Origin of the sequence: Sedimentibacter sp. MB31-C6, from assembly GCF_035934735.1 — a bacterium.
GTDB lineage: Bacteria > Bacillota > Clostridia > Tissierellales > Sedimentibacteraceae > Sedimentibacter.
Genome location: NZ_CP142396.1, coordinates 564,881 through 578,931 on the forward strand (window position 1 = coordinate 564,881; position 14,051 = coordinate 578,931).

The 14,051-nt window shown below is 31.1% G+C and carries 14 protein-coding genes; 4 read left to right on the plus strand and 10 right to left on the minus strand.

What is annotated here, in order from left to right; translation table 11 throughout:
- Positions 1-45: 45 nt before the first annotated feature.
- The 5 genes from U8307_RS02850 to U8307_RS02870 all read right to left on the minus strand — a co-directional run bounded on the left by U8307_RS02850 (position 46) and on the right by U8307_RS02870 (position 6,114).
- Positions 46-1,062 carry a 3'-5' exoribonuclease YhaM family protein gene (locus U8307_RS02850; RefSeq protein WP_326910055.1) on the minus strand — a complete coding sequence of 339 codons (1,017 nt, stop codon included), beginning with the start codon at positions 1,060-1,062 and terminating at the stop codon, positions 46-48.
- A gap of 371 nt (positions 1,063-1,433) precedes the next feature.
- Positions 1,434-2,648, minus strand: coding sequence for a DUF4349 domain-containing protein (locus U8307_RS02855; RefSeq protein ID WP_326910057.1), 1,215 nt, complete (start codon positions 2,646-2,648; stop codon positions 1,434-1,436).
- Between the two features lie 12 nt (positions 2,649-2,660).
- A complete protein-coding gene (locus U8307_RS02860; RefSeq protein ID WP_326910059.1) occupies positions 2,661-3,242 on the minus strand; it encodes an RNA polymerase sigma factor in 582 nt (193 codons plus the stop codon).
- Between the two features lie 393 nt (positions 3,243-3,635).
- The gene (gene hutH, locus U8307_RS02865; protein WP_326910061.1) at positions 3,636-5,165 is read right to left on the minus strand and encodes a histidine ammonia-lyase; all 1,530 of its coding nucleotides are present in this window, start codon (positions 5,163-5,165) and stop codon (positions 3,636-3,638) included.
- Positions 5,166-5,337: 172 nt separating this feature from the next.
- Positions 5,338-6,114 (minus strand): hypothetical protein, encoded by a 777-nt coding sequence (locus U8307_RS02870; RefSeq protein WP_326910062.1) that lies wholly within the window; start codon positions 6,112-6,114, stop codon positions 5,338-5,340.
- 202 nt (positions 6,115-6,316) lie between these two features.
- On the opposite strand from U8307_RS02870, the gene U8307_RS02875 reads away from it, so the two are divergent.
- Positions 6,317-6,751 carry an Lrp/AsnC family transcriptional regulator gene (locus U8307_RS02875; RefSeq protein ID WP_326910064.1) on the plus strand — a complete coding sequence of 145 codons (435 nt, stop codon included), beginning with the start codon at positions 6,317-6,319 and terminating at the stop codon, positions 6,749-6,751.
- A 48-nt stretch (positions 6,752-6,799) separates the two neighbouring features.
- On the opposite strand, the gene U8307_RS02880 is transcribed toward U8307_RS02875, so the two are convergent.
- The 3 genes from U8307_RS02880 to U8307_RS02890 form a co-directional block, all read right to left on the minus strand.
- Positions 6,800-7,264: an FMN-binding protein gene (locus U8307_RS02880; RefSeq protein WP_326910066.1), complete on the minus strand. Its 465-nt coding sequence runs from the start codon at positions 7,262-7,264 to the stop codon at positions 6,800-6,802.
- Positions 7,265-7,382: 118 nt separating this feature from the next.
- Entirely contained in the window at positions 7,383-7,595 is a 213-nt protein-coding gene (locus U8307_RS02885) for a hypothetical protein (RefSeq protein ID WP_326910068.1), read from the minus strand.
- Positions 7,589-9,274, minus strand: a complete 1,686-nt coding sequence (locus U8307_RS02890; RefSeq protein ID WP_326910070.1) for an aldehyde ferredoxin oxidoreductase C-terminal domain-containing protein — start codon at positions 9,272-9,274, stop codon at positions 7,589-7,591. Before U8307_RS02890 ends, U8307_RS02885 begins: the two co-directional genes overlap by 7 nt.
- Positions 9,275-9,490: 216 nt before the next feature.
- Between U8307_RS02890 and trxA the strand changes: the two genes are divergently transcribed.
- Positions 9,491-9,799, plus strand: coding sequence for a thioredoxin (gene trxA / locus U8307_RS02895; RefSeq protein ID WP_326910072.1), 309 nt, complete (start codon positions 9,491-9,493; stop codon positions 9,797-9,799).
- Between the two features lie 97 nt (positions 9,800-9,896).
- On the opposite strand, the gene U8307_RS02900 is transcribed toward trxA, so the two are convergent.
- Both U8307_RS02900 and U8307_RS02905 read right to left on the minus strand, forming a co-directional pair.
- Entirely contained in the window at positions 9,897-11,225 is a 1,329-nt protein-coding gene (locus U8307_RS02900) for a PQQ-dependent sugar dehydrogenase (protein WP_326910073.1), read from the minus strand.
- A gap of 70 nt (positions 11,226-11,295) precedes the next feature.
- Complete coding sequence (locus U8307_RS02905) at positions 11,296-11,598, minus strand: hypothetical protein (protein ID WP_326910075.1); 303 nt, start codon at positions 11,596-11,598, stop codon at positions 11,296-11,298.
- A 198-nt stretch (positions 11,599-11,796) separates the two neighbouring features.
- On the opposite strand from U8307_RS02905, the gene U8307_RS02910 reads away from it, so the two are divergent.
- Entirely contained in the window at positions 11,797-12,444 is a 648-nt protein-coding gene (locus U8307_RS02910; protein WP_326910076.1) for a hypothetical protein, read from the plus strand.
- An 11-nt stretch (positions 12,445-12,455) separates the two neighbouring features.
- Entirely contained in the window at positions 12,456-13,841 is a 1,386-nt protein-coding gene (locus U8307_RS02915; RefSeq protein WP_326910077.1) for a peptidoglycan-binding protein, read from the plus strand.
- Positions 13,842-14,051: the final 210 nt, after the last annotated feature.

Below are 14,051 nucleotides of genomic sequence, written 5' to 3' on the forward strand. Positions count from 1 at the left end.
AAATATCTCCCTCTTAACATAAAAAATTTAGTGCATTTAACTTTTTTAATCCTGCATTTTATAAATATTTCTATTATCTAAAAGCCAAATTCTATCAGAGAACTTTCCTGACTCTACTCCTTCTAAAGCATGTTCGAAATCAAACATTCGAGTGTCAATAATATCTAAAAAATGTAATAATTCAGCTTCAGGAGTCATAGGCTTTTTAGGACTTCCAAATTCAGGTTCATAATGATGAGATAAAACCATATGTTGAAGAACTATACTTTTTTCTCGATTTAAGCCGATTTTTTCTCCTTCAATTTCTATTTCCTTAATACCTTGAATAATGTGCCCTAACAGTTTACCTTCCATAGTATAATCAGATACTACACCATATTCATCAGAGTCCATTTCAAGAATTTTACATATATCATGTAGTAAAACACCTGCATATACATAATCCATATTCAAATAATCATAAACTTGACCTAATTTTTCTCCAGATTGAATCATTCGCAAAGTATGATACAACAGTCCACCTAAATAAGAATGGTGGTTTTTCTTTGCAGCTGGATAATATAAAAGTTTGTTGTTATATTTATTCATAATATTCTCAACTAAAAGTTTTATCTGTACATCCTTGATTTTTTTAACATATGATTTTACTGTATCCAACATTTCCGAAGTTTCTATTGGAGCAGAAGGAATAAGCTCTGAAATTTTTATATTTTCAGTTGATAATTTAGCTCTTATTTTATTTATTTTAACTTGCTTTGAACCACTCCATTCAAGTACTTCTCCTCTAATCTTCACAATGCTATTTTCTATAACTATTTTCTCTGTTTCCTTAGAATACTCCCAAATTTTTGCGTTTACCTCTCCAGTTTTATCAACTAAATTAATATCTATATATTGCTTGCCAGCTGTAGTTTTTCTCACTTCAAAACTTTTTATCAAATAAAAGCCTTCTGTTTTTTCTCCTGCTTTTAATTCTGCTATATTTTTATGCTCATAAACCATACTTTTAATTTGTTCTCTTTCTTTTGAATTTATTAAATCTCCGATACTTGTCTGTCCCATATTATAATTCTCCTAACATACTTAATTAAAAATGTTTTATGTTTATAGTTTATTATATCATACTCTATATTATATATAAAATATAAAATTATTCGCTATATAAAAAGAGTTGCTTCGCAACGCCGCTAGGGGGACCTATGTCCCCCTTCGGCGTAAAAATGCTTTATTAAAGCATTTTTACTGAGCACCCCCCTTAACGGCAAGGACGTTCCGTCCTTTGCAATCCTCGTTTTTTATTATATAGGAAAGGAGAACTTTCCTATATAATAAAAAAGGAAACAGTTTTATGCTGTTCCCAAACTACGGGACGCATACAATGCGTCCCCTACAATATGAATGTTATGTGGAATAAATACAATTGCGTCCCCTTGTTATAGTTTATTTTTTCTGTGTTTTTTTATTCTAAATATCACTATGATGAAAACAATTATTATTGGTATTAATATAGGTGCAAGTGAAATAATAGATATAATTAAATTTTCGCCTATTTCTATTATGATGTTAACAGTATTAATAAAACCTTCCTTTGACCTTTCCCATAAACTATCTTTATTAGCTAAAGTAAAATTAGTAGGTAAAACTTCTTCTATATCTAAATTTATTGTTGACATTGAAGCTCTATCATCAATATCTTTAAGACTAATGTTTAAACTATCTATTTCAGTTCTTACTCTACGTAATTCATTTTCAATTAAAAGCGTTTCTTCTACTGTTTGGGCCTTATCAAAAAGTTCTCTTAAATGTTCTTCTTGAATTTCTAGGTTTTTAACTCTATTATCCTTTTCATAGTATTCCTTGGTAGCATCTGTTTCTTTAATATTCTTATTAAATACTTCACTACTTTCCTCTAAATAGTTAACGAACTCATAGAAATGTTCTTGTGGTATACGGATTTTTAAATTTCCGTATTTCAACTCTCTATTGTCATGAACATTGTGAACACTTGTATTGTTTTCCTCTATATAACCCTCTAGAGAACTTACTTTACTAATTAAATCATTGACAAATTCGTCATAATTTTCAGTTTGAGATACAAAAGTGCCTGTTTTAATTATTTTCATTTTTCTTTTTTCAGGCATCGCTGTAGTCATAAGCATCGAATTTTCTTTTGCTTCGTCACTCATATAACCAATTGCTGTACTCTCTTTTCCCGCACTCCTGCCATCACTTTGATTATAATCTGGAGAAGGTTCCCCTGCATCCTCTTGGGGAGCTTCGGTAGCCGCCATATCATAGTTAATATTTTCTGATTTAGAACCTCTGCCCATTCCCATATTTGATATAGCATAAACTGCAAATATAAGAACAAAGGCAGCTGCAATACTTCCGTATTTTACCCATCTCCTATTAGTTCTTTTAAGAGATTTTTCTTTTAAGAGTTTTTCATGAAGTCTGTTACAGTAACCTTCAGGTGGTTCTTCTTCAGGTAGACTTTGTAACAAGTTTTTTATATCTTTATATTCTTCCAATTCTTTTCTGCATTTATCGCAACTTTGAATATGCTTTTCTACCATTAACTTTTCAGATTCATTTAATTCATCATCCATATATAATGAAAGCATATCTTTTATCTCGTTACAATTCATTTTCTCACCACCTTAGTTCTGAAATTTTAGTTCATTTTCTAGAATATCTTTTAAGCTTTTTCTCGCCCTGCTTAAGCGAGATTTGACCGTCCCCAAATTACAGGATAATATTTCAGAAATTTCTTTATAAGAAAATCCTTGGATATCTCTTAAAATTATTATTGTTTTGAAATCTTCCTCCAGCATATTTACTGCATCGTTTACTAATTTACTGGTATAATTTTTTTCTATTATAACATCCGGGTTGTTTGAATTATCGACAATTTCTCTTTGTACTTCTTTATTTCCACCTAAATCAATATTTTCGTTTAGTGAATAGGTAACAACCTTTTTCTTGCGCTTGAAATCAAGGCATGTATTTACAACTATTCTGTACATCCAAACCTTAAAAGTAGATTGCATATTAAAATTACGAATATTTTTATACACCTTTATTAATGCTTCTTGAGAAATATCCTCTGCATCTTCTACATTACGAAGAACCCTAAAGGCAATATTATATGCGCTTTTTTTGTAATCCTTAATTAGCTCTTCAAAAGCGTCTATACTTCCTAGCTGGCTTTGCTTTATAAGCCATTGTTCATTGTCTTTCATTATTCCTCCCCGTTCTGTTATATTATTAGACGACAATTATTTAAGTAAGTTCCATTAAAATTAAGTTTATTTAATCACAATATGATTTTATATGCTGAATAGCCGTCCTGCCCATTCTTCCCCTAATTCTTCATTAATTTATTTTATGACATTATTAATTCTTTCATTTGAAATGAAATATATACCATTATTATATCATTATAAAAAAGGATAATCAATTGAAATGACAAAATATACTAAAAGAGTTGCTTCGCAACGCCGCTAGGGTGACCTATGTCCCCCTTCGGCGTAAAAAAAAAGGACGTATACAACACGTCCTGACGTATGGGACGCATTTCATGCGTCCCGCGGTATGCATGAAATGCATACCCTACAATGTAAAGTCCCGAAATATTAGAATAATATTTCTCCTGCTTCATTTTCACAAACTTTAACTATAGTATTATCTATTAATAAATCTTCACATTTATTTATATCTTCATACAATGGTCTGTCTTCAGTTAGCGTTGGAACACATTTTCTAATTGCATTGTATGCAGGTTTTGTTCCTTTTCCAAGGCCTTTGTTTCCTCTTAAATCAATGCCTTGACACGCACACATTATCTCCATAGATAATACTCTTCTAACATTTTCCATTATTTCTTTTGCTTTTCTTGCAGCAATGGTACCCATAGAAACATGATCTTCTTGATTTGCAGAAGAAGGAATACTATCTACAGAAGCTGGGTGAGCAAGAATTTTATTTTCTGATACTAATGCAGCCGCTGAATACTGAACTATCATAAATCCAGAATTCAATCCACCATGTTCTACCAAGAATGCTGGAAGACCACTTAAAGATGGATTAACCAATCTTTCTAATCTTCTTTCAGAAATATTTGCAAGTTCTGATAAGGCAATACCTAAAAAGTCAAAACTTAAAGCCATAGGTTGACCATGGAAGTTACCTCCTGATATTCCTTCCTTTGTATCAGAAAAAATAATAGGATTGTCAGTTACAGAATTAATTTCAATTTCTACTCTTTCTTTTACATAATTTATAGCATCTTTACTTGCTCCATGAACTTGAGGTGTGCACCTTAATGAATATGCATCTTGTACTCTTATATCACCTTGTTTAGTTATCATTTTACTTTCATTTAAAAGTTGTAGTAAGATTTTCGCTGTATCAATTTGACCTTTATGAGGTCTTACATCATGAACCCTATTATCTAAAGTTGTTACAATACCATTTTGAGCTTCAAAACTTAAAGCAGCTGCAATATCTGCAGTTTTAACTAAATTAAGTGCATCATACACTGTTAATGCTCCAACAGCTGTCATTACTTGAGTTCCATTTATTAATGCTAGTCCTTCTTTTGAAGTTAATTCAATAACAGGCACTCCTGCTTTTTTCATAGCAGATTCTCCTGATAAAACTTCGCCCTTATATTCAGCTTTGCCTAATCCAATCATTGGCAATACAACATGAGATAAAGGTGCTAAATCTCCACTTGCTCCAAGAGAGCCTTTTTGTGGTACTATTGGATGAACTCCCTTATTTAGCATATCTATCATAGTATTAATTGTTTCTAGCCTTGCTCCTGAATAACCCTTAGCCAAATTATTTATTCTCAAAAGAATAATTCCTCTGACTACCTCTGTTTCAAAAGGTTTTCCTGCTCCGACAGCGTGAGTCACAATTAAATTTTTTTGAAGTAATTTAGACTCTTCCTTAGAAATGGAAACATCGCTAAACTTACCAAAACCAGTTGTTATACCATATACTACATCACCATTTTCAACAAAGTTATCTACTGTTTTTCTAGATTCAATAATCCTTTCAATAGCAGATTCAGATAACTCAACCTTCTTGTATTCTCTACATACCTCAACAACTTCTTCTAATGTTAAGGTATTCCCTGTAATTAAAACCTTTTCCATATTATCCTCCTTTTTTTAAAAAAATAAGGCGAATTTTAGCATACCTTAAGTATACCAAAATTCGCCTCCTCATATCTATTGTCTGTAGGCTTATATTTTACTAAATTCAGTATACATCAAACTAATAAAAATGTCAAGAGTCTATAATGTAATTTGCACATTTTTACCATTTTTAATCTTCGTCTAGAATTATTAATTTTGCATCTACAACTGCTGGAATGTCACCACTTACATTATCAGGATATACTACAATTTCTTCTTCTGTATTAAGTGAAGAATGCGCAAAATTAGTTATAGTATCTAATCCTACAAAAATATCATACTCCTTTTTATCACCGTCTATACCATATAATCTCATCATTCCTGATGTATCTCTAGAAATTTCCTTTACTGTAACATGTATCCTTGAAGCTTCAATATAATAAGATATCATTTGATTTTCATCATTTTTTTCAACATAATCAACTATAAACTGATCTCCACTTTTCAAATCTATATCACCTAAATTACTTAATTTTACATCTCCCATTTCAGTTAAAGCTAATAGGTAGTCATCTGTTATTTCACCTACAGTGCCAGATATTCTTCTAATAGGTTCTCCTGAAGATGTATGTCTAGAATTATAATCATAGTACTCATCAGAGACTGCTTCATATTTATCTCCATCAAGTTTATTTAATCCTACATATTCACCAATATAATAATTATTTATTTGTTCTTGATCAACACTGTATACATCAACCTTATCATTATTTTCTACATGCAAACCATCTTTGTCAATTTTGACAATTCTTCCTTGCGCACTGTACCTTCCAGGTGTTTCATTAATACTTTGATTATTTGTGTTTCCATCATTTACATTATTATCTCCATTTTCGTTGGCGCATCCTATTATATTTAATAGTAATGTAAAATATAATATTAATAATAACCTCTTTTTTAAACTCATAAAGACCTCCAATAATTATTGTCAATTTTTATGTATTTTTTCCCATAATATTTTAATTATTCCACCAACTGCAAACACCCTAAATTTATATTGTATTTTTTACAAAAGTTGTTTACAATTAATATATTATTATGGTATATTAATACTGAATGTAAAAAATATAATAAAAATAATTACGATATGAAGATAAAGGATGTATATTATGGATTCAATAGATATTAAAATTATTTACAATATAGAAAGAGAAGGTAGAATTTCTCATGAAGAATTATCCAAAAGATTAAATTTGTCTAGACCCGCTATACATAATAGAGTTAACAAGTTAGAAGAACAAGGAATAATATCTGGTTATAGAGCAAATATTAATTGGGTAAAACTCGGTTATACAACAAACGCATTGATATCACTTAGAGTCAGAACTACGAATTATGATAAATTATTAAAGGAATTAAAAAATCTTATAATTCCAAATTTAGTAATAGAAGAGTGCCACATCGTAACTGGAACATGGTGTATAATGATGAAAGTCCGATGTACTAGTCCTCTTGAATTAAAAGCACTCCAAGACGAATTATATAAAATAGATTGTATAAAGGAATCTTCAACTTCGTTAATTTTATCTTCAATTTATGAGTAAAATATGAAAACCAACAATTCTGCAATTGTTGGTTTTTAATTTTTTACTTTATCTTTGATCTAATGCTTTATTTACAGCTTCTTTTATAGCATTACTTGTCATAGTTGCACCAGAAACGCTATCTACATCAGTAGAATCTGCTTCAACAATTTTATCGGGTAATTCTTCTAATGCTAATGTACCAACACCTTCAGTTTCATCTTCACCAACTGCATCCACTGAAACTATGTCTTCTCCATTTACTACTACTGTAACAGTCACTTCACCGCCATAACCTTGTGCAGAGCCAGTCAATGTTTCAGAGTCTTCATTGTCAGTACCATCATCTATGATGTCATCATCCAAATTTTCTTCTATATCATCACCTACATCTTCAATATCGTCACCTGCTTCGTCAACAATATCACCACCATTATCTCCAACATCACCAACATCACCAGCATTATCATCCTCGGCACATGCAACCATACTAATGCACAATAATATGCATAATAATAATGATAATTTTTTCATTTTTTACCTCCAATCATTTTTGAATGTTAAAACTCGTTATTTATTATAACCAATTTAAAATTTATAATTAATTAAAGCAAAAAAAACTGTAGGAAGTTATCCCACAGTTCCAATAATATCACCCTCCACCAAGTATTGGCAAAATGTAAATTAGAGAATTATCTTTATTCTTTTCAGAGAGTTTTTTTGGTACACCATCTACTAACACAGCACCAACCTGACTTTTATCTATATTTAATTCAGAAATAATTTCCCCCAATGTAACATCCCTAAAGTCCATATCATACGTTTTAACTTCATTATCGTCAACAGCTATCTTTATTGTCACCATGATTTCATCATCTCCATTGAATCTAAACTTTCCTTTTCAATATCGAATACAGCATTTAACTTAGGTACAGTTCTTTCTGTAAAGGATTCTGGCAATCTATAATTTTCCTTGGAAAACCCAGCTAATTTATTAAAAGTATATTCATCTTTTATAGTATCCTTAGACATTTTCTTCAACCATTCCATATTTAGGTTCCATCCAAATCTGGCATTTACAAGATCTACTAAGATTTGTTGATTTGAAGCAATGGCATTTCTTGTAAACATACATAAACCTAAACTGTCAAGAGTAGCCATAAGTATCTGCGCTTCATTAGAAGCTTCTGTCCAATCTTTATCTGATTTAATTAGAGGTCCATAAGTATGATCAGACCCCATTGGAGATGTAGCATAAGTTACTCCCATTCCTTTTATTGTCCTAGGATCATAAGCTGGCATTGACTGACCATTGACAGCAGGTATATTAGTAATTCCAAGAACTTTACCTGTTATCGTTGTACCGTTTCCAAGAACCTTCCCTAAGACAGTTCCTTCTTTAACTTCTCTCAATAATTCAAAGGCAGAATCAGTATCTCCAAATTTAGCTAATCCTGATTCCATTGCTACACCGATGGCACCACCTATTTCTATTGTATCAATTCCTATATCATTACAAATAGCATTCATTCTCGCAATAACATCTAAGTCGCTAATACCTAAATTCGAGCCTAACAATCCTATCGTTTCATATTCTAAAGGAGATACTATAGTATTTCCTTCTTCATTTGGTACAACGTTAGAACATTGAATAATACATCCAGGCATACAGGCGTGAGCTGTCTTCCCTTCTCCACCTCTTAGTTTTATAAGTTCATACAGTGTTTCACCATAAATATTATCAACATTTTCTAATTGCTCTCCACTAAAATTTCTCACTGGCAATCCTGTTAATTCATGGGTTACCCTTACCGTAGAAGCTGTACCAAGGGTTTTATAATTTTGCGTACTAGGTGCCTCAGATAAAATTTTAGTATATTCCTTTAATGACTTTGTAAAATCACCTTTATTTTCAATATGTAAAGATTCTTTATCAGTCACGACAATACCTTTAATCTTTTTAGATCCCATTACTGCCCCTAAGCCACCTCTACCACTATATCTATTTGGTTTTTTTTCTTTATCCATTGTCGCAATACCAGCAGCATTATACAATCTTTCGCCAGCAGGTCCAATACAACTAACACCACAGTTCGGATATTTTTCAAGCATTTTTTCACAAAATTCAAATGTGCCCATACCAATATATTCATTTGCTGACTCTAAACTGCCTCCACTTTTATCTATCCTTAAATAATACCAATTATTATCATTTGGTATATCTTCAATAATAACTGCTTTTAACCCTAACCTAGCAAGCCACATAGCAATTATGCCGCCACCATTGCTTTCCTTAATACCACCTGTTAATGGACTTTTAGCTCCAATACTAATTCTACTTGCACTCGAAACATTAGTACCTGCTAAAAATCCATTTGCAAAAATCAATTTATTATTTCTTCCTAATGGTTCACATGTAGGTTTAACTTCCTGTAACATAATTTTTGCTATTAGACCTCTTCCACCAGTTTTCAAATAATTTTCTGGAATATCATCAAATACAACATCTTTTGTTCTCATATTCACTCTAAGAATTTTTTTCAATATATCACCTCTTATTAAATTTATATACTTAAATTAAATTTTTGCATATTTCAACAATTATAATTAAAATTATATATTATTATTTGGTAATTTTCAATATTTAATACCACCTTACTTTATTTATTCATATTTTATATTACGTGACTTAATCACTGATGTAAATATCAAATGTGTTATAATACATACATAATAAGAAATTAAAAGGAGATATGATATATGAGTACAATAAAAATTACAAAAGAAAATTTTGATGAAGAAGTTATAAAATCTAATAAACCAGTATTATTAGACTTTTGGGCAGAATGGTGTACACCTTGTAAAATGGTTTCACCAATAGTAGATGAAATAGCAAAAGAAACAACTAATACAAAGGTAGGTAAGGTTAATATTGATGAACAGCCTGAACTTGCATCTGCCTTTGGTATAATGAGTATTCCAACATTAGCTGTAATGAAAAATGGAAAAATAGTAAAAACAATGGTAGGAGCTAGACCAAAATCTTCTATAGTGTCAATGCTAGCTTAACAATTTTATTGCTTTCATAAAAAACCTATATAAAAATCAAACAACTATTAAAAAGGCAATGTATTAATACATTGCCCTTTTAATAAAATCATATTCATTATGTTCTAGATATTCGCCATATAACTCCAGTGTTAGGTATATTAAGTTCACTCTCTGATAAAGTACCTGCAATACCATAATCTAAAATATACATAGCACCATCAGGACCAAATTCAACGTCAACAGGTCTTTCAAAGCCACCTTCATTAGTACGAATTGCACTAATACCGCTTCTATTAATAGCAAAGGTGCTTAAACTTCCATTATTTATATTAATTCTTGCAATTCTACGGCCGACTCCTACATAAGGATACCCTCCTGTCTCAGTCGGATAAAAACTCCCTGTCTCAGCCATATATACATCACCGTAAGGCCCAAAATTTGAATTGTAATTAAAATCAAATCCAGAAGCATTACTATGTGGTGGTATAATAACTGTAGGTCTAGATGGAATCATAGGGTGACTTTCCAATAGAAATTCAGGCTGTTCACCAATATTCGGAGCAAAAATAGGATCTGTTATAGGAAATCCTCCCGAATAATCAGGAAATCCATACCAATATCCATGATTTATCTCTAAAAATTCATCTGGGCTGTTGTTAATTGGTCTACTGCCTCTTTCATCAAATCCACGATTCACAGCATACAATCTATTAAATCGGTCAAATTTTATGCTAACTGGTGCCCTTATACCCCAAGCGTACGCTTCTAAATTCGAACCATCTAAATCAGCTCTATATATACAACTTGTTGGTCTTGGTCCTCCACTTATCAAAGCATTTCGCCTATTAGTAAATCCAAATGGCCTAAATGCTCCAGTAAATGCAAAATCTTCAATTGCATACGATAAAAAGTTAAAGGTAACAAAATTTTGACCAACTAATCTAATATCCTCATTTGGAAAGTCATGAAAATATGGATGATTACTAACCCACAAATTATCTAATCCTACAACTCCAGAATTAGTAGCTGATCCCTGTCCAAAATATATTTTTCCATCTGGCCCAAATTCAACTCTATAATTACTATAATCTCCATAACCAGGAAGACCAGTAATTATATCTTGCATACTTCCATCTTCTTTAATAACAATTATTGCTCCTTTTAGAGAAACATATATGTCTCCATTTAAAACATTTATTCCAGTTAGTGGAGAGTTAAATCCTTCAGCTACTAATTCATATTGATTATCTCTCAGACGCATAACCCTTGGATTTCCATTTAGTTCTCCTGATTCTCCTATAAGTATATTCCCATTTTCATCAAAAACCATACTAATCGGAGCATTCAAACCTGCAACAATTGCTTCTATTGTATACCCTGGTACAATAAGAATATCTAAAGGGTTAATATATCTTTGTGTGCCATTAGGTTCATTAACACTCATTTATAAACCTCCATAAAAGTATTTATAAATAGTGTATTCCTCAATTAATCAGTAGTTACTGATTAATAAACTAATAATTTGATGAATCTGTTCCTTGTGAAAAATCAATAATTTCAGATTGAGATAAAATTTCGCCTGTTTCTGAAAATTCTACAATCTCATCATCTTCTAGCCCTTCACCTGCAGGTATTTCATCAGCACTAGGACTCGAAGTTTCTTTATTTAAATAATTTGCGCTAAAGTTACCATCTTTATCAACGACGGGAAATCTGCTAAATGGTGCAAAAGTACCTAATTTCAAATTATACTTTTCAACTTTTTCTTTTGAAATTGGAATTAATCCATTTTCTGTTTTTAAAAATAACTCACTCATAATTAAATTCCTTTCATTTTGTTATTATATTAGTATTACCATCTAATCACAAATCATATTTCTTTTTTTAAATATATATATAATACTTCTTTTTAATAAGTAATACATTTTATCGAATTATATTGTCAATACAAATTCATTTTGCATATATTGAATATTATATACACCAAATTTTAAGGAAAGGTGTGACAAATTATAATGGATAAAAAAAAGCGCCAATATTTAGATAATTCTAATTTATCAAATGGCCACAAACCTTATCGCGTAAATAACAAAATATTAAAAACTTCAAGCTCTAAAGAAAATAAAAAAAGTTCAGTACTGTTTCAACAACTTCCATCAGAAGAAATACCTGCTGAAGAAACTCCTATAGAAGAAGCTCCATTAGATGAAATACCTACGGAAGATATTCCCATTGAAGAATACTTGGAAACTTTTCCAGTAGAAACTGGATATGTATCAGTTAGTGTATTTACAGCATTAGGAGCATTACCTGTATCTAATGCCGTAGTTATTATTTATACCCTTAATGATGATAATGAAGAAGTTGTTTTATACAACCTAATAACAAATGCTAATGGTAAAGTGCCTACTATGGAATTACCGGTAGTTTACAATCCTTCAGACCCATTAGTAAGTAGTGAATATTACTTTAGCACTTATAATCTAAGAGTACAAGCGACAAACTACTATGATTTTAACGTTTTAGGTATCCGCATTTTCCCTGATATAACAACTAGTTATAAGGTAGATTTAGTTCCAGTTGCTGCAGGAGATACTAGTGAAGCAAGACCATCGCAAACATTTTTCATACCTCCTAGCCCAATAGATATATCAAATGATTAGGCGGTGATGATATGAGTGTTTCGATTCCAGGATTAACATCAGTTATAATACCTAATGCAATTACTGTTCATTTAGGTGCTCCTCAAGAACCTGCAGAAAATGTTACAGTATCTTTTTTAGATTATATAAAAAATGTAGCATCAAGCGAATTATATCCTACTTGGCCAGAAAGTGCACTTAGAGCAAACATATATGCTATTATTTCCATTGCATTGAATAGAGTATTCACTGAATGGTATAGATCTCGTGGATATAATTTTGATATAACAAACACAACTCAATACGATCAGGCTTTTGTACGTAATAGAGGATTTTTCGATTCTATTTCAGCTATTGTAGACGATATTTTTAACAGTTACATTACAAGGGAAGGTCAATTAGAACCTTTGTATGCACAATTCTGTGACGGACGTATTTCACAATGCGATGGTATGTATCAGTGGGGAACAGTAGATTTAGCAAATCAAGGTTATATTCCTTATGAAATACTCCAATATTACTATGGAGATAATATATCACTAGTAACAGATGCTCCCATAGGAGAAGCTTATGAAACATTTCCAGGTACGCCGCTTCAGTTAGGTGATAGCAATGAATACGTGTTACTTATTCAGCTTGGTTTAAATACAATATCAACAAACTATCCAGCTATTCCAAGAATTCAACAACCAGATGGAAACTTTAATTCAGCTACACAACAGTCTGTAGAAGAATTTCAAAGTATTTTCAATTTACCCGTTACTGGTATAGTAGATAAAGGAACATGGTATAGTATTAGAAATATTTATACAGCTGTTACTAACCTGGCAGAATTAACGTCAAGAGGAATACCGATAAGTGAAATACCAGAATATACACCAGTACCTGAGCCAGGAGAAGTAGTTCCTCGAGTTCAATTAGTTCAATACTTTATTAATGTTTTATCCGCTTATTACGACACAATTCCTGCTGTAGATATTAATGGAATACTTGATGCTACAACAAGAACAGCAATAATGGAATTTCAAAAAACAATTGGTTTACCTGTTAACGGTAACATAGATGAACAAACATGGAATGCAATGTATAATAGTGTATCAGGAATTTTAGACACATTGCCTCCTTCTGCAATTGCATTACCAAACTTAATATATCCAGGTATTGTATATGAAGTTGGTTCTGAGGGACCTGGAGTTTATATTATCCAACAATATTTATCATATATATCTTCTGTTTTAGAAGGTCTTCCTCCAGCTGACCCAGATGGAATTTATGGTCCTGTAACAGAAAATGCAGTAAGGCAATTTCAAGAATACTTTGGAATTGATGTTACTGGTGTTGTTGATGAATATACTTGGAACAGAATTGTTACTATATATAGGGGATTAAGATTTGGTAACATTAGAAATTCTATATAGCATTAAAAGTAGGAATGATTATTTCTTCCTACTTTTAACTTTTATAACTTATTCAAATATATATTTCTTCATACAGTATGTTTTGCGTTTGCCTATTTTAAAATATTATTATATAATTATGTTTCAGATAAATAAAAATTCTACCCCACCTTAAGTTAAAAAGGAACCATCACTTATAGAAGTGGATATCTAATAACTTGATAAAAATTA